Below are 20,672 nucleotides of genomic sequence, written 5' to 3'. Positions count from 1 at the left end.
GGGAAGTGCCTCCCGAGCCGCCCCCGCCCGCCGTCAGCGCGTCCCGCCGCTCCACGCGGCACGTGCCGCCCGGCGCATCACCCGCCGGCGCCGCCACCCGGTGAGGCGGTCGGTGTACACGCCCCCGTCCAGGTGGTCGCACTCGTGCTGCAGGCACCGCGCGAAGAAACCGGTGCCGTGCACCTCCACCGGCTCACCGGTCACCGTGAAGCCCTCGACCACGGCGTGGTCGTACCGCTCGGTGCCCGCCTCCAGGCCCGGCAGCGACAGACAGCCCTCCGGGCCGCGCACCACCACGCCGTCCGCGGCCACGAGACGCGGGTTCACCAGATGTCCGAGATGGCGCACTTCGTCGTCGTCCGGGCAGTCGAAGACGACGACGCGCAGGGACTCCCCCACCTGGTTCGCGGCCAGGCCGACGCCCTGGGCGGCGTACATCGTCGCGAACATGTCCTCGACGAGCCGGGCCAGTTGGGGGCCGAACTCGGTGACCTCCTCGCACGGCGCGTGCAGCACGGGATCACCGAGCAGGGTCATGGGCCTGACGCGCCCCCGCGTGCCGGGGATGGAGCCTTGTCGCATGGCGGCAAGGGTACGGTCCTCCATGTCGCGCGGGCGCCGGGGTGGTGCCGCGATTCGGGCGCGTGAGTGGATCTCGATAGGCTGAGGCCCACACGGTGCCGGGGGCAGAGGCGCGGCGCGTACGCAAGGAGGATCGAGAACGATGTCAGGCAACTCGGACCCGCTGTCGCCGCGGGCCAAGCTGGCCGTCACGGCGGGCAGGGCGGCCGCGGCCGTCTCTCGCGCCGCGGGACGCGGCAGCGGATCGGTGATCGGCGGCCGGGTGGCGCTCAAGCTCGACCCCGACCTGCTCGCCCGGCTCGCCACGCACCTGGACGTGATCCTGGTGTCGGCGACCAACGGCAAGACCACGACGACGCGGCTGATCGCGGAGGCGCTGCGCGCCGCCGGACCGGTCGTCTCGAACGCCCTGGGCGCCAACATGCCCGCCGGTATCACCTCGGCGCTGGCCGGCGGCTCGGAGTCGCGGTTCGCCGTCATCGAGGTCGACGAGAAGTACCTGTCGGGGGTCGCCCGCGACACCGACCCGAAGTGCATCGCCCTCCTCAACCTCTCGCGCGACCAGCTCGACCGGGCCGCCGAGACGCGGATGATGGCCGAGCACTGGCGCGAGGGGCTGGCCGGTTCCAAGGCCGTCGTCGTCGCCAACGCGGACGACCCGCTGGTCGTGTGGGCCGCCTCGTCCTCCGCGAACGTGGTGTGGGTGGCCGCCGGCCAGATGTGGAAGGACGACGCCTGGTCCTGCCCGTCCTGCGGCGGTGTGATGCAGCGCCCCGGCGACGACTGGTTCTGCGGCGAGTGCGGTTTCCGCCGTCCCACACCCAGTTGGGCGCTCTCCGGTGACCACGTCCTGGACCCGCACGGCTCCGCGTGGCCGATCCACCTCCAGCTGCCCGGCCGGGCCAACAAGGCGAACGCCGCCTCGTCGGCCGCCGTCGCCGCCGTGTTCGGGGTGCCGCCGCAGGTCGCCCTGGAGCGCATGTACCAGGTGCAGGCGGTCGCCGGACGCTACGACGTCGTGCAGTTCCAGCAGCGCGATCTGCGGCTGCTGCTCGCGAAGAACCCCGCGGGCTGGCTGGAGACGTTCACGCTGATCGACCCGCCGCCCACCCCGGTCATCCTGTCCGTGAACGCGCGCGGCGCCGACGGCACCGACACCTCGTGGCTCTGGGACGTCGACTACACCCGGCTGACCGGGCACCCGATCTTCGTCCTCGGCGACCGCAAGCTCGACCTCGCCGTGCGCCTGGAGGTGGCGAACCAGTCGTTCCAGGTCTGCGAGAACCTCGACCAGGCCGTGCAGCTCGCGCCGCCGGGCCGCATCGAGGTCATCGCGAACTACACCGCGTTCCAGGACCTGCGCCGCCGCGTCGGCAACTGACACCCCAAGGACGATGACCATGAGCGACAACCAACTGCGGCTGGTGTGGATCTACCCGGACCTGCTGAGCACCTACGGCGACCAGGGCAACGCCCTCGTGGTCGAGCGCCGGGCCCGTCAGCGCGGTCTGGACGTGGCGCGTCTCGACGTGCGCAGCGACCAGCCGATCCCCACCTCCGGCGACATCTACCTGATCGGCGGCGGTGAGGACCGTCCGCAGCGGCTGGCGGCCGAGCGGCTGCGCCGCGACGGCGGCCTGGAGCGCGCCGTGGGCAACGGCGCGATCGTCTTCTCGGTCTGCGCCGGCTACCAGATCCTCGGCCACGAGTTCATCAACGACCTCGGGCAGCGCGAGCCCGGCCTCGGCCTGCTCGACGTGGTCTCCACGCGCGGTGAGGGCGAGCGCTGTGTCGGCGACGTGCTCGGCGACATCGACGCCCGCCTCGGCCTGCCGCCGCTGACCGGCTTCGAGAACCACCAGGGCGTCACCCACCTCGGCCCCACCGCCCGCCCCTTCGCCCAGGTGCGGCTCGGCAGGGGCAACGGCACGGGCGACGGCACCGAGGGCGCGTACAACGACACCGTCTTCGGCACGTACATGCACGGGCCCGTACTCGCCCGCAACCCGCTGATCGCGGACCTCCTGCTGAAGCTGGCCCTCGACGTGAACGCACTGCCGCCGATCGACGACCGCTGGTACGAGGCGCTGCGCTCCGAGCGCATCGCGGCCGCCCAGCAGCCCGCGTAGCACCCGCCGCGCCACGGGCCCGACCGGCCCGTGAAACGGTTCTTCCGAGCCCGTCTGACCGGGCGCCCGCTCACCTGTGCGCGGGCGTCCAGCAGGCGGACGCCCCGTGCGGACGGGCCCCCTCCCGCCGGTAGGGTGGCGGGGATCCAGCCGGACAGCGTGGTCCGGTCCCCGGCCCACGTGGAGAAGGTATTTCGGGCTATGCGCATTGGTGTCCTCACCTCCGGCGGCGACTGCCCCGGCCTGAACGCCGTCATCCGGTCCGTCGTGCACCGTGCCGTCGTCGACCACGGCGACGAGGTCATCGGCTTCCGGGACGGCTGGAAAGGCCTTCTGGAGTGCGACTACCTCAAGCTCGACCTGGACGCGGTGAGCGGCATCCTGGCCCGCGGCGGCACCATGCTCGGTTCCTCCCGGGTCCAGCCCGCGCATCTGCGGGACGGGGTGGAGCGGGCCAGGGGCCATGTCGAGGAGCTGGGGCTCGACGCGATCATCCCGATCGGCGGCGAGGGCACCCTCAAGGCGGCCCGGCTGCTGTCGGACAGCGGCCTGCCGATCGTCGGCGTGCCGAAGACGATCGACAACGACATCGCCGTGACGGACGTGACCTTCGGCTTCGACACCGCCGTGGGCGTCGCCACCGAGGCCCTCGACCGGCTGAAGACGACCGCCGAGTCCCACCAGCGCGTGCTGATCGTGGAGGTCATGGGCCGCCACACGGGCTGGATCGCGCTGCACTCGGGCATGGCCGCCGGCGCCCACGCCATCGTCGTACCGGAGCGCCCCTTCGACATCGACGAGCTGACCGCGAAGGTCGGCGAGCGCTTCGCGGCGGGCAAGCGGTTCGCGATCGTGGTGGCCGCCGAGGGCGCCAAGCCCCGTGAGGGCACGATGGCGTTCGACGAGGGCGGCAAGGACGTCTACGGGCACGAGCGGTTCGCGGGCATCGCCCGCCAGCTCTCCCTGGAGCTGGAGGAGCGCCTCGGCAAGGAGGCCCGACCGGTGATCCTCGGGCACGTCCAGCGCGGCGGCACGCCGACCGCGTACGACCGTGTCCTCGCCACCCGCTTCGGCTGGCACGCGGTGGAGGCCGTGCACCGCGGCGAGTTCGGCATGATGACCGCGCTGCGCGGCACCGACATCGAGATGGTGCCGCTCGCCGAGGCCGTCGCGACGCTGAAGACGGTCCCCGAGGAGCGCTACGCCGAGGCCGAGTGCGTGCTGTGACCCGCACCGGGTGACCGGAGCGCCCGGGTGGCCCGCACCCGACGCCGGTACCCCGGTGATCCGTACGTGAGGGAAACCGCCCCCGGTCGCGATGCCGACCGGGGGCGGTTCTACTCTGGTGCGGACAGACACCGCGCAACCAGCACGAACCAGGAGCGGGCGGATGGATCACGGCGGGCACGGCATGACGATGGATCTGCCGCCGTTCACGCTGGGGCGGGGGCTCGAGTGGTCCGCGGACCCGTTCTTCCTCGTCGCCTGCCTGGCGGGACTCGGCCTGTACGGCTGGGGCGTCGTGCGGCTGAGACGGCGCGGCGACGCCTGGTCGCCCGGCCGGAGTGCCGCCTTCGTCCTCGGCGTGCTGACCGTGCTCCTCATGATGTGCACCCGGCTGAACGACTATGGCATGGTCATGTTCAGCGTGCACATGGTCCAGCACATGGTGATCAGCATGCTGTCGCCGATCCTGATTCTGCTCGGGGCGCCGATCACGCTGGCGCTGCGCGCGCTGCCGGTCGCCGCCACGCGGGGCCGCAAGGGCCCGCGCGAGCTGCTGCTGATGTTCCTGCACAGCCGCTACATGCGGATCGTCACGCATCCGGCGTTCACCATCCCGCTGTTCATCGCGAGCCTGTACGGGCTGTACTTCTCGCCGCTCTTCGACTTCCTGATGGAGTCCAGGACCGGGCACGCCGCGATGATGGTGCACTTCCTCGCCGTCGGGCTGGTCTTCTTCTGGCCGATCATGGGAGTCGACCCGGGGCCGCACCGGCCCGGCTATCTGATGCGGATGCTGGAGCTGTTCGCGGGGATGCCGTTCCACGCGTTCTTCGGCATCGCGCTGATGATGGGCTCCACGGCGATGGTGAAGACGTACCAGCACCCGCCGGCCTCGCTGGGCATCGACGCGCTCGCCGACCAGAACGCGGCGGGCGGCATCGCCTGGGCCTTCAGCGAGATCCCCTCCGTGCTCGTCCTGCTCGCGCTGCTGTTCCAGTGGTACAACTCCGAGCAGCGCCAGGCCCGGCGCACGGACCGTGCCGCCGAGCGGGACGGCGACAAGGAGCTCGAGGCGTACAACGCCTACCTGGCCTCGCTCAACGCCCGCGGGAACTGACCTCCACCGCCCGGCGCGCCTCCTCGGGGCGCGCGAGGGGGCGCGCGTGCCCGGAAATCGGCGCTCGTGCTTCGCGGCGAGCGCCATGAGTGGCTTTCCGGGGCACCATGGAGGTGGACCGACGGTTGAGGAGGGTGTTGCGATGCCCGGTTCCACGAAGACGATGGCGGTGCTGACCGTGGGTGGCCTCGTCGCTGTGACGGCCTACACGGTGGCGCTCGGCAGCAGCGGCTGGCTGTGGTTCGGCTGGGTCGTCCTCGGGCTGATCACCCTCGGCATGGTGGCCACCCGCCCCACGTGACGGCACCCTCCCCGGTCACGGCCGGGACGGCCGTCCGGCCGAGTGGACGCCCGGCCGGTACTTGGGCAGCCGCACGGTGATCCTCATGCCCGCTCCCACGGCCGTCTCGATGACCAGTCCGTAGTCGTCCCCGTACACCTGGCGCAGCCGGTCGTCGACGTTGGACAGCCCGATGCCGTCGGAGGGTCCGACCTCCCCCGCCAGGATGCGGCGCAGCCGGCCGGGGTCCATGCCGGCGCCGTTGTCCTCGATGACGACCAGTGCCTCGGCTCCGCTGTCCTGCGCCGTGATGCCGATGTGGCTCCTGTCGGTCTTGCCCTCCAGCCCGTGCTTGACCGCGTTCTCCACCAGCGGCTGCAGGCACAGGAAGGGCAGCGCGACCGGCAGCACCTCGGGCGCGATCTGGAGCGTGACCGAGAGCCGGTCGCCGAAGCGGGCCCTGACGAGCGCCAGGTAGTGGTCGATGGCGTGCAGTTCGTCGGCGAGCGTGGTGAAGTCGCCGTGCCTGCGGAACGAGTAGCGGGTGAAGTCGGCGAACTCCAGCAGCAGCTCGCGGGCACGCTCCGGGTCGGTGCGGACGAACGAGGCGATCACCGCGAGCGAGTTGAAGACGAAGTGCGGGGAGATCTGGGCGCGCAGGGCCTTGATCTCTGCCTCGATCAGCCGGGTACGGGACTGGTCGAGGTCGGCGAGTTCCAGCTGGACCGAGACCCAGCGCGCGACCTCCCCGGCGGCGCGGACGAGGACGGCCGACTCGCGGGGCGCGCAGGCGACGAGCGCGCCGTGCACCCGGTCGTCGACGGTGAGCGGGGCGACGACGGCCCAGCGCAGCGGGCAGTCGGGGACGTCGCAGGCCAGCCGGAAGGCCTCGCCACGGCCGGTCTCCAGGGGGCCGGCGAGCCGCTGCGTGATCTCGGCCCTGTGGTGCTCCCCCACACCGTCCCAGGCGAGGACCGCTTCCTGGTCGGTGAGGCAGAGCGCCTCCGTCCCCAGCAGCGTGCGCAGTCGCCTGGCCGACTTGCGGGCGGTCTCCTCGGTGAGCCCGGCGCGCAGCGGGGGTGTGGCGAGCGAGGCCGTGTGCAGGGTCTGGAAGGTGGCGTGTTCGACGGGGGTGCCGAGCCCGCCGAGCCGTTCGGGGCGTGCGGTGCGCCGGCCCAGCCAGAAGCCGGCGGCGAGCAGCGGGAGGACGGCCACGCAGAGCCCGGCGACGAAGCCGCTCACGCTCCGGCCTCCTTCGCGGTGGCCGCCGCGCGGACCTGTGCGCCGGAGAGTTCCTCGGGCAGATGGAAGCGGGCCAGGATCGCCGCCGTCCCGGCCGGCACGCGTCCGGCGGTCGCCAGGGACACCAGGACCATGGTGAGGAAGGCCAGCGGCACCGACCACAGGGCGGGCCAGGCCAGCAGGGCGCGCGGCGTCCCGGTGCGGGGGAATCCGGCCATGGTCGCGCCGACGGCGACGAGCGCCGAGCCGCCGCCGACGAGCATTCCCGCGGCGGCGCCGGGCGGGGTGAGGCGCCGCCACCAGATGCCGAGGACCAGCAGCGGGCAGAAGGACGAGGCCGAGACGGCGAAGGCGAGCCCGACGGCGTCGGCCACGGGCAGCCCGCCGACCAGCGTGCTGGCGGCGAGGGGCACGGACATGGCGAGGAGGGTTCCGAGGCGGAAGTGCCGCACCCCGCGGGTGGGCAGCACGTCCTGGGTGAGCACTCCGGCTATCGCCATGGTCAGGCCGGAGGCGGTGGACAGGAACGCGGCGAACGCGCCGCCCGCGACCAGCGCGCCCAGCAGGTCGGCGCCGAGTCCGCCGATCATCCGGTCCGGCAGGAGCAGGACGGCGGCGTCGGCGTTCCCGGTGAGGGTCAGCTCGGGCGCGTACAGCCTGCCGAGGGCGCCGTACACGGGCGGCAGCAGGTAGAAGGCGCCGATCAGGCCGAGGACGACGACGGTGGTACGGCGGGCGGCGACGCCGTGCGGGCTGGTGTAGAAGCGTACGACCACGTGCGGGAGTCCCATGGTGCCGAGGAAGGTGGCGAGGATCAGTCCGTACGTGGCGTACAGCGGCCGTTCCTCGCCGCCGGTGACCGGCCAGGTGGACATGCCTCCGCTGTCCGCGCGGTGCGCCGCCGGCACCGGGTCGCCCTCGGCGAAGGTCAGTCGGCTGCCGCGCTCGATGCGGTGCGCGCCCGCCGGCAGGCGCACCGTCTCCCCGGTGTGCCGCCTGCCGTCGACCGTCCCGGTGACGGTGACGGTGAGCGGCCGCTCCAGCCTGAGGCCGAGGCTGTCCTGGACGCGCACCGTCCGCTGTTCGCGGAAGGCGGCCGGTTCGCCGAAGGCGTCGCGCGGTGCCCCGTCGCTCTGCCAGGCCAGCACGAGGAAGAGGGCGGGGACCAGCAGGGCGGTGAGCTTGAGCCAGTACTGGAAGGCCTGCACGAAGGTGATGCTGCGCATTCCGCCTGCCGCGACGGTCGCGACCACCACGACGGCGACGAGCACGCCGCCGAACGCGTCGGGGGCGCCGGTCAGGACGGCGAGGGTCAGCCCGGCGCCCTGCAGCTGCGGCAGCAGGTACAGCCAGCCGACGCCCACCACGAAGGCACCGGCGAGCCGGCGCACGGCCGGGGAGCCGAGCCGTGCCTCGGCGAAGTCGGGCAGTGTGTAGGCGCCGGAGCGGCGCAGCGGGGCGGCGACGAACAGGAGCAGGACGAGGTAGCCGGCCGTGTATCCGACGGGGTACCAGAGCATGTCGGGGCCCTGGACGAGGACGAGCCCGGCGATGCCGAGGAAGGAGGCGGCGGAGAGGTACTCACCGCTGATGGCGGCCGCGTTGAGCCGGGGGCCGACGGTGCGTGAGGCGACGTAGAAGTCGGAGGTCGTCCGGGAGATGCGCAGGCCGAACGCGCCGACCAGGACGGTCGCCACGACCACCAGGGCGACGGCGGGGACGGCGTAGTTCTGGTTCATCGGGCCGCCCCCGGCGCGAGGCGGTCCGCGGGCGGCCTCAACGGTCCTCGACGAGGCGGACGAGGTCCCTCTCGTTGCGTTCCGCGCGGCGCACGTACCAGCGGGCGAGCAGGACGAGCGGCGGGTAGACGCAGAACCCGAGCACGGCCCACTCCAGGCCGGCGCGGCCGGGTGCCGCGGCGAAGACCAGGGGCAGCGGGCCGAGCAGCAGTATGAGGACGGCGAACACGGCGAGGGCCGCGCGGAGCTGGCCGCGCATCAGGGAGCGGACGTAGGTGTGGCCGAGCGTGGTCTGTTCGTCGATCTCGGTCCTCGGCCGGTAGTAGCCGGAGGTCCTGCGGGCGCGCCGGGGCACCCCGGTCACGACCACCCGGCGTTCGGTCGGATCCTGTGGCACGTGCTCCCTCTCGGTCAGTTCGCGGTCCGGCGCATCAGCAGATCGCGCAGTTCGCGGGCGTGCCGACGGCTGACCTGGAGTTCGACCGCGCCGACCAGGACGCTCACCGTGCCCGCGCCGAGCCGCAGTTCCCCGATGTGGCCGAGGGCGACCAGATGGCTGCGGTGGATGCGGACGAAGCCGCGGGCGCGCCATCGCTCCTCGAGCGTGGACAGCGGGATCCGGACGAGGTGGCTGCCGTGGCGGGTGTGCAGCCGGGCGTAGTCGCCCTGCGCCTCGGCGTGGGTGATGTCCTCGACGGCCACGAAGCGTGTGACGCCGCCGAGTTCGACCGATATGCGGTCCGGGTCGGGTTCGTGCACCGGGATCGGCGCGGCGGCGGAGGGCGTGGCCGGGGCGCCGGTTCCCGGGGCGGCGCCGGCGAGCTGGACGGCCCTGCGGACGGCCTCGGCGAGCCGTTCCCTGCGCACGGGTTTGAGTACGTAGTCGACGGCCTTGAGGTCGAAGGCCTGGACGGCGAAGCCCTCGTGGGCGGTGACGAAGACGACGAGCGGCGGCTTGGCGAAGCCGGTGAGCAGGCGGGCCAGGTCGAGGCCGTCGAGGCCCGGCATGTGGATGTCGAGGAACACGACGTCGATGGCGTCCGGGCCGCCGGGGCCCGACTCCAGCGCGCGGTTGATCCGGCGCAGCGCCTCGGTGGCGCCGCTCGCGCCCTCGGCGCTGCCGACCCGTGGATCGGCGTTCAGGAGGTACAGGAGTTCCTCGAGGGACGGTTGTTCGTCGTCGACGGCGAGCGCGCGCAGCATGAGGGTGGAGTGTAGGAGCAATCCGGCCACCTGGACATGCGCGGGCGCCGACGTGACGGGCCGGGCCCGACGTGAGCCTCCGGCGGACCGACGTGAGCCTCCGGCCGGCCCGCCGTCGCCGGCTGCCGCGGGGCGTCGCTGGATACAGTGCCGGCATGAGCAGCAAGCCCGCCATGTTCGACGATCTCGACCGCAAGATCATCACAGCCCTGATGGCGAACGCCCGGACCAGTTTCGCCGAGATCGGCTCGGCGATCGGCCTGTCGGCCACGGCCGTCAAGCGCCGGGTCGACCGGCTGCGCGAGACAGGGGTGATCACCGGGTTCACGGCCACGGTGAAGCCGCTGGCGCTGGGCTGGCGGACGGAGGCGTACGTCGAGGTCTACTGCGAGGGTGCGGCCCCGCCCCGGCGGATCGCGGAGGTGGTCCGCAACCATCCGGAGATCACCGCGGCGATGACGGTGACCGGCGGCGCGGACGCGCTGCTGCATGTGCGGGCCACCGATGTGGAGCACTTCGAGGAGGTGCTGGAGCGGATCAGGACCGAGCCGTTCATCCGGAAGACGATCAGCTACATGGTGCTGTCGCATCTCCTGCCGGAGGCCCCCGAGGCCGGGGCCACCCATGCGGCCCCCGACGACGCACCGAACCTGCGCTGACCACGCGGAACACGCAGGATTGCTGCGCAGACGCGCAGCACTCGTCACTTGTCGCTCGTATCCCCCGTTTCCTACCGTGGAGGCACACCCCAGCCGACACCACAGGAAGCGGAGGTACCACTCTGTGCCCGACAGCCGTGTGCCGCGTCCCCGGCGCTTTCTCGTCTGCGAACCCAGACACTTCGCCGTCCAGTACGCCATCAACCCGTGGATGCGCGAGGACACCGAGGTCGATCCCGACCTCGCCAGGGGGCAGTGGGAGGCGCTGATCCGCGCCTACCGCGCCCATGGCCACACGGTCGACACCGTGGAGCCGGTCGCCGGTCTTCCCGACATGGTGTTCGCCGCGAACTCCGCGCTGGTCCTCGCCGGCCGCGTGTTCGGTTCGTTCTTCCACGCCCCGCAGCGGCGCGCCGAGTCCGTCGCCTACGAGACCTGGTTCAAGACGGCGGGCTTCGACGTCCACCGGCCCGAGTCGGTGTGCGAGGGCGAGGGCGACCTGGTCCCGGTGGGCCGCTACGTCCTGGCCGGCACCGGGTTCCGCACGACCGTGGACGCCCACCGCGAGGTGCAGGAGTTCTTCGGGGTCCCGACGATCGGCCTGCGGCTGGTCGACCCGTACTTCTACCACCTGGACACGGCGCTGTTCGTCCTGGACGACGGCCACGACGGGCGCGAGGCGAACATCGTCTACTACCCGCAGGCGTTCTCGCCCGGCAGCCGCGAGGTTCTCGCGCGGCTCTTCCCGGACGCGGTGATCGCGACCCGCGAGGACGCGGCGGCCTTCGGGCTCAACTCGGTCTCCGACGGCCGTCACGTCTTCATCTCGCCGCGCGCCGAGGCGCTCGCCGGCCGGCTCGCCCGGCACGGCTACGTTCCCGTCCCCGTCGACCTCTCGGAGTTCCACAAGGCCGGAGGGGGCATCAAGTGCTGCACTCAGGAGATCCGCTCATGACCGCTCCCGCCCGTCCGCGCACCTCCGCCGAGCTGATCCGTGCCGAGGAGCCCGTCCTCGCGCACAACTACCACCCGCTGCCCGTCGTCGTCGCCCGGGCCGAGGGCGCCTGGGTCGAGGACGTCGAGGGCCGCCGTTACCTGGACATGCTGGCCGGCTACTCGGCCCTCAACTTCGGCCACCGCCACCCGGCGCTGACCGAGGCCGCGCACCGCCAGCTCGACCGGCTGACCCTGACCTCGCGCGCCTTCCACAACGACCGGCTGGCCCGCTTCGCCCAGAGCCTGGCCGAACTCACGGGCCAGGACATGGTGCTGCCCATGAACACCGGCGCCGAGGCGGTGGAGAGCGCCGTCAAGGTGGCCCGCAAGTGGGCGTACGAGGTCAAGGGCGTCCCGGCGGACCGGGCGACGATCGTGGTGGCCGCCGACAACTTCCACGGCCGGACCACGACGATCGTGAGCTTCTCCACCGACGAGACCGCCCGCTCCGGTTTCGGCCCCTTCACCCCGGGCTTCCGCGTCGTCCCGTACAACGACCTGGCCGCGCTGGAGGAGGCCGTCGACGAGACCACGGCCGCCGTCCTCATCGAGCCGATCCAGGGCGAGGCCGGCGTCCTCATCCCGGACGACGGCTACCTCACCGGCGTCCGCGAGCTGACGCACCGCGCGGGATGCCTGTTCATCGCTGACGAGATCCAGTCGGGCCTCGGCCGTACGGGAACCACCCTGGCCGTGGACCACGAGGACGTCGTCCCCGACCTGGTACTGCTCGGCAAGGCGCTGGGCGGCGGCATCGTGCCGGTGTCCGCGGTCGTCGGACGGCGTGACGTCCTGGAGGTGCTGCACCCCGGCGAGCACGGGTCGACGTTCGGCGGCAATCCGCTGGCGGCGGCGGTCGGTTCGGCGGTCGTCGAGCTGCTGGAGACCAGCGAGTTCCAGCGCCGGGCCGCCGAGCTGGGCGTGGTCCTGCGGGGCGGTCTCGCGGCCCTGGTGGGCAAGGGTGTCGTCGGCTTCCGCTCGCGCGGCCTGTGGGCGGGCGTCGACGTGGACCCCGCGATCGGCACCGGCCGCGAGGTCAGCGAGCGGCTGATGCGGGAGGGCATTCTGGTCAAGGACACGCACGGGTCGACCATCCGGCTGGCCCCGCCGCTGACCGTCACCGGCGACGAACTCCGGTCGGCTCTCGGGACGCTGGAGAAGGTTCTGGCACAAGGGGCCTGATACCGGCCACGAGGCGACAGAGAGTGACGCCCGAGTGGTGACGTCCGACGGCGGCCGCGCCTAGACTGATCGCTCCCCGGGGATCAGAAGGAGCGCCGGAGTGTTTTATCACGTGCTCAAATACGTGCTTCTGGGTCCGTTGCTGAGGCTGGTCTTCCGGCCTCGGATCGAGGGCCTCGAACACGTACCGTCGTCGGGCGCCGCCATCGTCGCCGGCAATCATCTGTCGTTCTCGGACCACTTCCTGATGCCGGCGATCCTGAAGCGGCGCATCACCTTCCTCGCGAAGGCCGAGTACTTCACGGGCCCCGGCATCAAGGGCCGGCTGACGGCCGCGTTCTTCCGCAGCGCCGGGCAGATCCCGGTGGACCGCTCCGGCAAGGACGCGGGCCAGGCCGCGATCCGCGAGGGGCTCGGTGTGCTGGTCAAGGACGAGCTGCTCGGCATCTACCCGGAAGGCACCCGCTCGCACGACGGGCGGCTGTACAAGGGCAAGGTGGGGGTCGCCGTGATGGCGCTCAAGGCCGGCGTCCCGGTGATCCCCTGCGCGATGATCGGCACGTTCGAGGCGCAGCCGCCGGGCCAGCGCATTCCGAACATCCATCCGGTCGTGATCCGCTTCGGTGAGCCGCTGGAGTTCTCCCGCTACGCCGGGATGGAGAACGAGAAGGCGATCCTGCGGGCCGTCACGGACGAGATCATGTACGCCATCCTGTCCCTGTCCGAGCAGGAGTACGTCGACCGGTACGCGGCCGAGGTCAAGGCCGAGGAGACGGCGGCGAAGGCGGCGGAGAAGGCCAGGAACCGCGCGTTCCCGCGGCTTCCGCGGCGCTGAGCGGCGCAAGCCCGCCTCCCGGCGGGCACGGCCGAGGGGGCGGCCGGGTGACCGGCCGCCCCCTCGGCGTGCGGGTGGTGCGGTGGTGCTACGGCGTCACGGCTTCGGCGTGGCGTGCGGCGCGCACGTCACGTCGGAGGAGTCGGTGCGGCCGGTGAGAAGGTAGGCGTCGACCCGGTTGTTCACGCAGGGGTTGACCAGTCCGGTCACACCGTGCGAGCCCGCGTCCTTCTCGGTGATCATGCGGGAGCCCTTGAAGCGGTGGTGCAGCTCGACGGCGCCCTCGTACGGCGTGGCCGCGTCGTTGGTGGACTGGACGATCAGGACGGTCGGCAGCCCCTTGCCGCCCTTCACGTTCACCGGGGTCTGCTGCTTGGCGGGCCACGTGGCGCACGGAAGGTTCATCCAGGCGTTCGCCCACGTCATGAAGGGGTAGTCCCGGTTGAGCCGGGTGTTGTCGCGGTCCCACTTGCGCCAGCTGGTGGGCCACTTGGCGTCGGTGCACTCGACGGCCGTGTAGACGGCGTTGCCGTTCTCCGAGGCGATGTTGCCCGCGGTGTCCGACGGGTCGGGGGCGGCCGCGTCGACGAGCGCCTGGGTGTCACCAGCGACGTACGCGCTGAAGACCTTCGCGATCGGCACCCACGCCGAGTCGTAGTACGGCGCGCTCTGGAAGAAACCGATGAGCTCGGCCGGGCCGACGACCCCGCCGATCGGGTTCTTCTTGGCGGTGGCGCGCAGGGTCAGCCAGTGCTCCTGCACCTCTGCCCGGGTGTCACCGAGGTGGAAGGTCGCGTCGTTCGCGGCGACCCAGTCCTCCCAGTCCTTCCAGCGTCCCTCGAAGGCGACGTCCTGGTCGAGGTTGGCCTCGTACCAGATCTTCTCGCGGGACGGGTTGACCACGCTGTCGACGACCATGCGCCGCACGTGGCCCGGGAAGAGGGTGCCGTAGACGGCGCCGATGTACGTGCCGTAGGAGACGCCGAGGTAGTTCAGCTTCTTCTCGCCGAGCCCGGCCCGGATGACGTCCAGGTCGCGCACGGTGTTCGGCGTGGTCATGTGCGGAAGCATGTCGCCGCTGCGCTCGGCGCAGCCGTCCGCGTACTCGGCGGCCAGCTTGCGCTGGGCGCGCTTGTCGGCCTCGGAGTCCGGCACCGGGTCCATCTTGGGCGCCTTCACGAACTCCTGCGGGTCGATGCAGGAGATGGGCGCCGAGTGCCCGACGCCGCGCGGGTCGAAGCCCACGAAGTCGTACGCCTTCGCGGCGTTGGCCCAGACGGCGCTCTTCGAGGTGACGCGGGCCGGGAAGCGCAGGCCCGATCCACCGGGGCCGCCCGGGTTGTACACGAGGGCGCCCTGGCGCTCCTGCTTGGTGCCCGTGTTGCCGATGCGGTCGACGGCCAGCTTGATCTGCTTGCCGTTCGGACGCGCGTAGTCGAGCGGGACCGTGACCCAGCCGCACTGGATCGGCTTGGCCAGGCCCCAGTCCTCGGGGCAGTCCTTCCAGTCGATCCCGGTCTTCGCGGCCCTGGCCGCGGCGATGGCGGCGCCACGGGCCTCGCGGTCCTGGCCGTGGCGCGAGTCGGCGCTGGCGGAGGGAGCGGCGACCGCTCCGGCTATCAGTGTCGCCGTCACCAGCGCCCCGGCGGAGCCGAGCGCTGCCATCCGTCTCGTCGGTCTCAAACCGCTCAAGTGGTGCCTCCCCGTACGTGGTTGAGATGAGTACGGGGATCTTTTCGGTTGAGAGGTGCCTGAGAACAGGGGCGGCCGGGCTTCTTTGCCAATCCGATAAGCGGTACACATCTCACCGCCCAGCGGAGCGCGGCCCGGTGGACCGCTCGCGGGGCCGGTGGGACGTGCCGGAGGCGGGCCGGCGGGGTGCCGCTACCGGGTCTCGGGCCCCCGGTGCTCCGCGGCGATGCCGTACCGCTGCCGCTCGCGAGGGGTGACCGAGGCGTCGCGGACACCGGAGAGCGAGCTGATCACCTGCTCCCGCTCGGCGTCCATCTCCTCCAGCCGCCGGAGGTCCTCGGCGGAGACCAGCGCGACCAGGGGCTTGCCGTGCCGCGTCACGACGACACGCTCGCCGCCGTACACGACCTTGTTGATCAGATCGGCGAGCTCAGCCCGGGCCTGCGTCACCGGAATCTCGTGGGCCATGACCCCAGCTTAAACGGGCCCCCGTCTCTGACGACTACCGTCTCCATCTGTACGTCCTGTACATTTTTTACAGAAGGCCCCGCCGATGGCGCAGTCGGCACCGTCGGCGCAGGGGCGCACGGCAGCGATCAAGGAGTGGTGAGTCATGGACGGTCCCGGCGCACGTCATGTCCTGCCCGAGTTCACCGAGCGCACCGGCTCGGCGGCCCGGACGCTGGACCCGTACGCGAAACTGCTGGACGAGCGGATCGTGTTCCTCGGCACGCCGGTCGACGACACCGCGGCCAACGACGTGGTGGCCCAGTTCATGCACCTGGAGTACCTGGCGCCGGACCGCGACATCTCGCTCTACATCAACTCCCCCGGCGGCTCCCACGGCGCCATGACCGCGGTCTACGACACGATGCGGTTCGTCACCTGTGACGTGGAGACCGTCTGTCTGGGCCAGGCCGTCGCGGCCGCCGCCGTGCTGCTGGCCGCCGGCACCCCCGGCAAGCGGTCCGCGCTGCCCGGCGCGCGGGTACTGCTGCGCCAGCCCTCCCTCGCCGAGCCGGTGCGGGGGCAGGCGAGCGACCTGGCCGTGCGGGCGGACGAACTGACGCGCAACCGGCAGACGCTGGAGGAGATCCTCGTACGGCACACCGGCCGCGGCGCACGGCGGATCACCGCCGACATCGAGCGGGACCTGATCCTGGACGCGCCGGCGGCCGTGGCGTACGGCCTGGTGGACCGCGTGATCCCGAGCCGCGGGGCGACGGCCGCGCCGGGCGGGAGGTGAGGCGCCGGTGCTCCCTCCCGAACTCCCGCCGCTGCCCGCGCTCACCCGTGCGGAGGCCGAGCTGATCGACCGTTACCTCGACGTCGTCGACCTGCTGGGCCGGATCAACCCGGCTCGCCGCGAGGACACGTACGGGGGCCTGCGCGCCGCCCAGGCCCTGGTGGTGAAGGCGGCCGCGCTGCGTGACGCGCTGACGCTGATGCACCAGCGGGGCGAGAGCGAGGTGCACGCGCCGACACTGGCCAGGGCGCTGCGGGTCCTCGACGGCGAACGGCGGGCGGCTCGCGTCACCCTGCCGCCCGCCGGGAGGAGTTGACGAACCGCCACGCGGCACTTCCGCAGGTGTGGACGGGGCCGCCCGGACCCCGCCTCAAACGCACCAGACGGTGGACCCCCTGACGGCGTACCGGTCACTCCCCGGCCGCGCGCCAGAAGTTGCGCGACGCGCTGGGCCGAACGGCGTAGGAGGGGGTTTCGCCGCTGGTACGGAGGGTGTCGACCGCCTCAACACCTGTTCGACGAAGGGCCGTCCACCCGAACGGGTGAGTGGTGAGTAACGACACAAACCGCCGATTCAGCTCGGCATCGGGCACGTATGTGCGTCAAGATCCCTCCGACGACAAGCCCCCGCCACAGCGGCGGGGCGATCCGGGCGGACGCCGAGTCCTGCCGCCGCCCGGATGTCCGGTCGACAGGAGTGGATCGGCAGGAGTGGAGGACCCAGCACGACGGTCCGCCGGAGAGATCCGGGCGGTCCTTGGGGTGAAGCCGCAGCACGCGGCCGGGCAACTTCGCCAGCCCGAATCCGACAGGTCATCCTTCACAGGCGGCTGACGAAGGGTTGCGCATGACTGCGCTCAATCGTGTCCCGTCCCTGTTGACCCGGGCGGGTACCGCCTCGGTCCTGACCCTCGCCGCGGTGGGCGGCAGCCTCGTGGTCCCCGGTGCCGCGCCCGACGCCGAGGCGGCCACCCTGGCGGCCAAGGCGCTCAATGTCGCCGCGTCCAAGAAGGGCTCCCCGTACCAGTGGGGCGCCACCGGTCCGCGCCGGTTCGACTGCTCCGGCCTCACGCTCTACTCGTACAAGCGAGCGGGCAAGAAGCTGCCCCGCACGGCCGCGCAGCAGTACAACAAGACGCGCCACATCTCGGCCTCCTCCCGCAAGCGGGGCGACCTCGTGTTCTTCCACTCGGGCCGGAACGTGTACCACGTCGGCATCTACGCCGGGAAGGGCCGGATCTGGCACTCCCCCAAGACCGGGGACGTCGTGAAGCTGCAGAAGATCTGGACGAGGACCGTCTGGTACGGCCGCGTCCGCTGATCCGGGCCCGGTCCGCCCACCGGTCCGCCCACGAGGGCGGCGGCCCGTCGCCGCCGCCCTCGGGCAGGTCCTCGTGGGTCCTAGGACTCCTGGGGTGACGCCGTGGTCACCTGGGGGCCGGTGGCGACGGGCCGGGGCGCGTCCGGTGCCGGGCGCCCGGCCGGCGGGGGGTGGGAGGCCGTCACCGGGATCGGCTGCCCCGCGATCGTGGCGTGCGCGGTCTGCTGGACCGGTGCCGCCCAGGGCAGCTGGACCCAGATGGTCTTGCCCCCCTCGCGGGTGGGCCGCACGGTGAGTCTGCCGCCGCACTCGGCGGTCAGCCAGCGGATGATCACGAGTCCCCGGCCGTTGTCCTGCTGGACGGCGGCCGGCAGCCGCTTCGGCAGGCGGGGATGGCTGTCGGTGACACCCAGGCGCAGCCGGTCGTCGCGGTCGAGCAGGAGGTCGACCGTGAAGGTGGGCGACTGCCCGAGCGTGTGCTGGACGGCGTTGGTCGCGAGCTCGGACACGATCAGGCGTACGGTGTCGGCGGCTTCGGCGTCGGACGGCAGGCCCCATTCGGCGAGCACGTCCGTCACATAGGTGCGGGCCGCGGAGACCGAGGCGGGAGCGCTCGGCAGAGTGACGGATGCTTCCAGGTGGTCTGCCATGACGAGGTCGTCCCTTTCCCACGGGACCGGGGTCCGACAGGAACCGGTTGGTTCGAGTACGGTCCCGGACTGGTGCTTCGCGACAGACTGCCATCACCGCGGTGGTCCCGGTGGCGATCCACCGAGAAGTGCATATATCTGTCGCTCGAAGCGGTGAACTCTGCGACGGCAGACCGTATGCGGACGACCCAGGAGGAGTAAGGAGGGGCACCATGCAATACGGTCCCGCGGTGCGCCGCCGCAAGCTCGGTGCCGAACTCCGTGCCCTGCGCACCGGTTCGGGCCTCACCAGCGGAGAGGCCGCGCGCCTCGTCGGCTGGCACCAGTCGAAGGTGAGCCGCATCGAGACCGGGGCCAGCGGGGTGAAGCCGGACGACGTGCGCCGGCTGCTGGACGCGTACCGGGTCGAGGACCACGACCTGCGCGAACTGCTGGTGGTGCTGGCGGGCTCCGAGGACGGCGCCCGGCACAACTGGTGGCACGCCTACCGCGGTGTACTGCCCCCGGCGTACCGGGACTTCATCAGCCTGGAGTCGCAGGCCAGCGCGATGCGCACACTGGAGACCTCGGTGGTGCCCGGTCTGCTGCAGACGCCGGAGTACGCCCGCGCGGTGACGCGGGCCGCCGTGGGCGGGCTGGAGGACGCCCGCCTCGACACGCTCGTGGAGGTGCGGCTCGCCCGGCAGGACGTGCTGCGCGCCAGTCCGCCGCTCGCGCTGAGCGCCGTGCTGGACGAGGCGGTACTGCGCAGGGAGGTCGGCGGGCCCGGGGTGATGGAGCGTCAGCTTCGTCGGCTGCGGGAGGCGGCGGAACTGCCCCAAGTGCGGTTGCAGATCCTGCCGTTCGCCGCCGGGGAGCACATCGGGATCACCGGTCCTTTCGTTATCTTTTCATTTCCGAACACTACTGATCTCGATGTGGTTGTTCTCGACCACTTGACGAGTAGCCTCTACTTGGAGCGGAAAGAAGACCTTCAGGCCTACAGCGAGGCCTTCAACTCCCTTCAGATCCACGCCCTTTCGCCCGAGGAATCGTTGGATTACATCGCCGGTACAGTCGCCGGCGCGTAAGGAGGCACCCCCCTTGTCCGCATGGCCTCGACACGTACCCGTCAGTACGACCGTGCACTGCGCGCGCTGGCTGCGCAGCAGTCGCAGCACCGGAATGAACAACTGCGTCGAGACGGCCCGCCCGCTGTCCGGCCCCGGAACCGGACTGCTCGCCGTCCGCGACTCCAAGAATCCGGCAGGGCCCGCCCTGCTCTTCAGCCCCGACGCGTGGGAGGGATTCGTCGCCGCCCTCACCCCCTGACCCGCCGCAACGCGACGGGCACGGCCGGTGGGCGCTGCCGCGCCGCGGTGGCACCCGCCGGCCGTGCGCGCTATCGCGTCCCGGCGATCACCCGGACGGCCCGCTCGATCTGCTCGTCGGTGAGGTCCGCGCGGGCCGTCAGGCGCAGCCGTGAGATGCCGTCGGGCACGGACGGGGGCCGGAAACAGCCGACCGCGAGGCCCGCCTCGCGGCAGTCCGCCGCCCACCGCACGGCCCGCTCCGGGGACGGTGCCCGTACGGAGACCACGGCGGCGTCCGGCCTCACCGCCTCCAGACCCTCGGCCCTGAGGCGGGTGTGCAGTTCCGTCGCCACCGCGCGGGCCCGTCCGGCCCGGTGCGGTTCGCGGCGCAGCAGCCGCAGCGCGGCGAGGGCGGCCCCCGCGGCGGCGGGTGCGAGACCCGTGTCGAAGATGAAGGTGCGCGCCGCGTTGACCAGGTGCTCGATCACCGGGGCCGGCCCCAGGACCGCCCCGCCCTGACTGCCGAACGACTTGGAGAGCGTCACCGTCACGACGACGTCGGCGTCGCCGGCGAGTCCGGCCGCGGCCGGTGCGCCCCGCCCCCCGTCGCCGAGCACACCGAGCCCGTGCGCGTCGTCGACGATCAGCCCGGCGCCGTACTCCCGGCAGGCCGCTGCGAGTTCGCGCAGCGGCGCCGCGTCCCCGTCCACCGAGAAGACCGTGTCGGACACGGCGACGGCGGGCCCGTCGTGCGTGCCGAGCGCCTTGCGCACGGCGTCCGGGTCGGCGTGCGCGACGACCTGTGTGGCGCCCCGGGCGAGGCGGCACCCGTCGATCAGGGAGGCGTGGTTGCCCGCGTCCGAGACGATCAGCGAGCCGTGCGGCGCCAGCGCGGTGACGGCGGCGAGGTTGGCGGCGTAGCCCGAGGAGAAGACGAGGGCGGACTCGAAGCCGCAGAAACCGGCGAGTTCGCGTTCCAGTTCGGCGTGCAGTTCGGTGGTACCGGTGACGAGCCGGGAGCCGGTGGCGCCACCGCCCCAGCGGCGGGCCGCGTCGGCCGCCGCTCCGGTGATCTCGGGGTGGTGTGCGAGACCGAGGTAGTCGTTGCTCGCCAGATCGAGCAGCGGCGAGTGAGCGGGGCGCGGCCGCAGCGTCCGCACGAGCCCGGCCGCTCGACGGTGCCGCGCCTGTTCGTCGATCCATGCGAACGGCGATCCGGCCATACGAGCCCTCCGAGCCCTCGGCGTGGTCATTTTGTAGGCAGTCCACAGACCCTAGCC

Annotated in this window: 23 protein-coding genes and 1 riboswitch; of the genes, 14 read left to right on the top strand and 9 right to left on the bottom strand. The window is 72.2% G+C overall.

The window, feature by feature from the left end; all coding sequences use genetic code 11:
- Positions 1-33 precede the first annotated feature (33 nt).
- The gene (def, locus tag ACFY93_RS16780; protein WP_391358949.1) at positions 34-582 is read right to left on the bottom strand and encodes a peptide deformylase; all 549 of its coding nucleotides are present in this window, start codon (positions 580-582) and stop codon (positions 34-36) included.
- Positions 583-724: 142 nt separating this feature from the next.
- On the opposite strand from def, the gene ACFY93_RS16775 reads away from it, so the two are divergent.
- The 5 genes from ACFY93_RS16775 (at position 725) to ACFY93_RS16755 (ending at position 5,356) form a co-directional block, all read left to right on the top strand.
- Complete coding sequence (locus ACFY93_RS16775) at positions 725-1,963, top strand: MurT ligase domain-containing protein (RefSeq protein ID WP_391358946.1); 1,239 nt, start codon at positions 725-727, stop codon at positions 1,961-1,963.
- A 19-nt stretch (positions 1,964-1,982) separates the two neighbouring features.
- Positions 1,983-2,711, top strand: a complete 729-nt coding sequence (locus ACFY93_RS16770; RefSeq protein ID WP_391358943.1) for a type 1 glutamine amidotransferase — start codon at positions 1,983-1,985, stop codon at positions 2,709-2,711.
- Positions 2,712-2,912: 201 nt separating this feature from the next.
- On the top strand, positions 2,913-3,938 hold the full coding sequence (locus tag ACFY93_RS16765; protein ID WP_391358940.1) for an ATP-dependent 6-phosphofructokinase: 1,026 nt from the start codon (positions 2,913-2,915) through the stop codon (positions 3,936-3,938).
- Positions 3,939-4,101: 163 nt separating this feature from the next.
- On the top strand, positions 4,102-5,055 hold the full coding sequence (locus ACFY93_RS16760) for a cytochrome c oxidase assembly protein (RefSeq protein WP_391358938.1): 954 nt from the start codon (positions 4,102-4,104) through the stop codon (positions 5,053-5,055).
- A gap of 142 nt (positions 5,056-5,197) precedes the next feature.
- Entirely contained in the window at positions 5,198-5,356 is a 159-nt protein-coding gene (locus ACFY93_RS16755; protein ID WP_391358935.1) for a hypothetical protein, read from the top strand.
- 15 nt (positions 5,357-5,371) lie between these two features.
- Here ACFY93_RS16755 and ACFY93_RS16750 read toward each other — a convergent pair whose 3' ends face one another.
- Genes ACFY93_RS16750 through ACFY93_RS16735 form a run of 4 tightly spaced genes read right to left on the bottom strand, consistent with a single transcriptional unit; the run spans position 5,372 to position 9,519 of the window.
- Entirely contained in the window at positions 5,372-6,577 is a 1,206-nt protein-coding gene (locus ACFY93_RS16750; RefSeq protein WP_391358933.1) for a histidine kinase, read from the bottom strand.
- Entirely contained in the window at positions 6,574-8,316 is a 1,743-nt protein-coding gene (locus ACFY93_RS16745; protein ID WP_391358929.1) for a cation acetate symporter, read from the bottom strand. The genes ACFY93_RS16750 and ACFY93_RS16745 overlap by 4 nt, the downstream gene beginning before the upstream one ends.
- A 37-nt stretch (positions 8,317-8,353) precedes the next feature.
- A complete protein-coding gene (locus ACFY93_RS16740; RefSeq protein WP_391358927.1) occupies positions 8,354-8,713 on the bottom strand; it encodes a hypothetical protein in 360 nt (119 codons plus the stop codon).
- A gap of 14 nt (positions 8,714-8,727) precedes the next feature.
- The gene (locus tag ACFY93_RS16735) at positions 8,728-9,519 is read right to left on the bottom strand and encodes a LytTR family transcriptional regulator DNA-binding domain-containing protein (RefSeq protein WP_391358924.1); all 792 of its coding nucleotides are present in this window, start codon (positions 9,517-9,519) and stop codon (positions 8,728-8,730) included.
- A 155-nt stretch (positions 9,520-9,674) separates the two neighbouring features.
- On the opposite strand from ACFY93_RS16735, the gene ACFY93_RS16730 reads away from it, so the two are divergent.
- From ACFY93_RS16730 to ACFY93_RS16715, 4 genes are all read left to right on the top strand, one after another.
- A complete protein-coding gene (locus tag ACFY93_RS16730) occupies positions 9,675-10,178 on the top strand; it encodes an AsnC family transcriptional regulator (RefSeq protein ID WP_391358921.1) in 504 nt (167 codons plus the stop codon).
- Between the two features lie 124 nt (positions 10,179-10,302).
- Positions 10,303-11,133: a dimethylargininase gene (gene ddaH / locus ACFY93_RS16725; protein WP_391358918.1), complete on the top strand. Its 831-nt coding sequence runs from the start codon at positions 10,303-10,305 to the stop codon at positions 11,131-11,133.
- Positions 11,130-12,356: an ornithine--oxo-acid transaminase gene (gene rocD / locus ACFY93_RS16720; RefSeq protein ID WP_391358915.1), complete on the top strand. Its 1,227-nt coding sequence runs from the start codon at positions 11,130-11,132 to the stop codon at positions 12,354-12,356. The genes ddaH and rocD overlap by 4 nt, the downstream gene beginning before the upstream one ends.
- A gap of 100 nt (positions 12,357-12,456) precedes the next feature.
- Positions 12,457-13,191 (top strand): 1-acyl-sn-glycerol-3-phosphate acyltransferase, encoded by a 735-nt coding sequence (locus ACFY93_RS16715; protein WP_391358912.1) that lies wholly within the window; start codon positions 12,457-12,459, stop codon positions 13,189-13,191.
- Between the two features lie 96 nt (positions 13,192-13,287).
- On the opposite strand, the gene ACFY93_RS16710 is transcribed toward ACFY93_RS16715, so the two are convergent.
- Entirely contained in the window at positions 13,288-14,856 is a 1,569-nt protein-coding gene (locus ACFY93_RS16710) for an alpha/beta fold hydrolase (RefSeq protein WP_391358908.1), read from the bottom strand.
- A gap of 219 nt (positions 14,857-15,075) precedes the next feature.
- Positions 15,076-15,351, bottom strand: a complete 276-nt coding sequence (locus tag ACFY93_RS16705) for a type II toxin-antitoxin system prevent-host-death family antitoxin (protein ID WP_391358905.1) — start codon at positions 15,349-15,351, stop codon at positions 15,076-15,078.
- Positions 15,352-15,496: 145 nt separating this feature from the next.
- On the opposite strand from ACFY93_RS16705, the gene ACFY93_RS16700 reads away from it, so the two are divergent.
- The 3 genes from ACFY93_RS16700 to ACFY93_RS16690 all read left to right on the top strand — a co-directional run bounded on the left by ACFY93_RS16700 (position 15,497) and on the right by ACFY93_RS16690 (position 17,450).
- A complete protein-coding gene (locus tag ACFY93_RS16700) occupies positions 15,497-16,129 on the top strand; it encodes an ATP-dependent Clp protease proteolytic subunit (RefSeq protein WP_391358902.1) in 633 nt (210 codons plus the stop codon).
- A gap of 7 nt (positions 16,130-16,136) precedes the next feature.
- Positions 16,137-16,445, top strand: a complete 309-nt coding sequence (locus tag ACFY93_RS16695) for a hypothetical protein (protein ID WP_391358899.1) — start codon at positions 16,137-16,139, stop codon at positions 16,443-16,445.
- A gap of 331 nt (positions 16,446-16,776) precedes the next feature.
- Positions 16,777-16,973: riboswitch (cyclic di-AMP (ydaO/yuaA leader) on the top strand.
- A gap of 3 nt (positions 16,974-16,976) precedes the next feature.
- Positions 16,977-17,450, top strand: coding sequence for an NlpC/P60 family protein (locus ACFY93_RS16690; protein ID WP_391358896.1), 474 nt, complete (start codon positions 16,977-16,979; stop codon positions 17,448-17,450).
- An 80-nt stretch (positions 17,451-17,530) separates the two neighbouring features.
- Here the strand turns inward: ACFY93_RS16690 and ACFY93_RS16685 are convergent, their stop codons facing one another.
- Positions 17,531-18,100, bottom strand: a complete 570-nt coding sequence (locus ACFY93_RS16685) for an ATP-binding protein (protein ID WP_391358893.1) — start codon at positions 18,098-18,100, stop codon at positions 17,531-17,533.
- 212 nt (positions 18,101-18,312) lie between these two features.
- Between ACFY93_RS16685 and ACFY93_RS16680 the strand changes: the two genes are divergently transcribed.
- Together ACFY93_RS16680 and ACFY93_RS16675 are read left to right on the top strand one after the other, a co-directional pair.
- Positions 18,313-19,170, top strand: a complete 858-nt coding sequence (locus tag ACFY93_RS16680) for a Scr1 family TA system antitoxin-like transcriptional regulator (protein ID WP_391358890.1) — start codon at positions 18,313-18,315, stop codon at positions 19,168-19,170.
- 13 nt (positions 19,171-19,183) lie between these two features.
- Positions 19,184-19,411 (top strand): DUF397 domain-containing protein, encoded by a 228-nt coding sequence (locus ACFY93_RS16675; RefSeq protein ID WP_391358887.1) that lies wholly within the window; start codon positions 19,184-19,186, stop codon positions 19,409-19,411.
- 70 nt (positions 19,412-19,481) lie between these two features.
- On the opposite strand, the gene ACFY93_RS16670 is transcribed toward ACFY93_RS16675, so the two are convergent.
- Positions 19,482-20,615 carry an aminotransferase class I/II-fold pyridoxal phosphate-dependent enzyme gene (locus ACFY93_RS16670; RefSeq protein ID WP_391358884.1) on the bottom strand — a complete coding sequence of 378 codons (1,134 nt, stop codon included), beginning with the start codon at positions 20,613-20,615 and terminating at the stop codon, positions 19,482-19,484.
- Between the last annotated feature and the right edge of the window lie 57 nt (positions 20,616-20,672).

Origin of the sequence: Streptomyces sp. NPDC008313 (assembly GCF_042956125.1) — a bacterium.
Taxonomy (GTDB): Bacteria; Actinomycetota; Actinomycetes; order Streptomycetales; family Streptomycetaceae; genus Streptomyces.
Note: the sequence above shows the minus strand (reverse complement) of the source record. Positions and strands in the feature narration are given on the sequence as shown.

Bases quoted from the DNA above. Each gene is read 5' to 3' on its own strand.
- ACFY93_RS16705 (WP_391358905.1), bottom strand. From the start codon at position 15,351: ATGGCCCACGAGATTCCGGTGACGCAGGCCCGGGCTGAGCTCGCCGAT.
- ACFY93_RS16710 (WP_391358908.1), bottom strand. From the start codon at position 14,856: ATGGCAGCGCTCGGCTCCGCCGGGGCGCTGGTGACGGCGACACTGATA.
- ACFY93_RS16765 (WP_391358940.1), top strand. From the start codon at position 2,913: ATGCGCATTGGTGTCCTCACCTCCGGCGGCGACTGCCCCGGCCTGAAC.
- rocD (WP_391358915.1), top strand. From the start codon at position 11,130: ATGACCGCTCCCGCCCGTCCGCGCACCTCCGCCGAGCTGATCCGTGCC.
- ACFY93_RS16690 (WP_391358896.1), top strand. From the start codon at position 16,977: ATGACTGCGCTCAATCGTGTCCCGTCCCTGTTGACCCGGGCGGGTACC.
- ACFY93_RS16755 (WP_391358935.1), top strand. From the start codon at position 5,198: ATGCCCGGTTCCACGAAGACGATGGCGGTGCTGACCGTGGGTGGCCTC.
- ACFY93_RS16775 (WP_391358946.1), top strand. From the start codon at position 725: ATGTCAGGCAACTCGGACCCGCTGTCGCCGCGGGCCAAGCTGGCCGTC.
- ACFY93_RS16745 (WP_391358929.1), bottom strand. From the start codon at position 8,316: ATGAACCAGAACTACGCCGTCCCCGCCGTCGCCCTGGTGGTCGTGGCG.
- ACFY93_RS16685 (WP_391358893.1), bottom strand. From the start codon at position 18,100: ATGGCAGACCACCTGGAAGCATCCGTCACTCTGCCGAGCGCTCCCGCC.
- ACFY93_RS16670 (WP_391358884.1), bottom strand. From the start codon at position 20,615: ATGGCCGGATCGCCGTTCGCATGGATCGACGAACAGGCGCGGCACCGT.
- def (WP_391358949.1), bottom strand. From the start codon at position 582: ATGCGACAAGGCTCCATCCCCGGCACGCGGGGGCGCGTCAGGCCCATG.
- ACFY93_RS16680 (WP_391358890.1), top strand. From the start codon at position 18,313: ATGCAATACGGTCCCGCGGTGCGCCGCCGCAAGCTCGGTGCCGAACTC.
- ACFY93_RS16700 (WP_391358902.1), top strand. From the start codon at position 15,497: ATGGACGGTCCCGGCGCACGTCATGTCCTGCCCGAGTTCACCGAGCGC.
- ACFY93_RS16730 (WP_391358921.1), top strand. From the start codon at position 9,675: ATGAGCAGCAAGCCCGCCATGTTCGACGATCTCGACCGCAAGATCATC.
- ACFY93_RS16760 (WP_391358938.1), top strand. From the start codon at position 4,102: ATGGATCACGGCGGGCACGGCATGACGATGGATCTGCCGCCGTTCACG.
- ACFY93_RS16770 (WP_391358943.1), top strand. From the start codon at position 1,983: ATGAGCGACAACCAACTGCGGCTGGTGTGGATCTACCCGGACCTGCTG.
- ACFY93_RS16735 (WP_391358924.1), bottom strand. From the start codon at position 9,519: ATGCTGCGCGCGCTCGCCGTCGACGACGAACAACCGTCCCTCGAGGAA.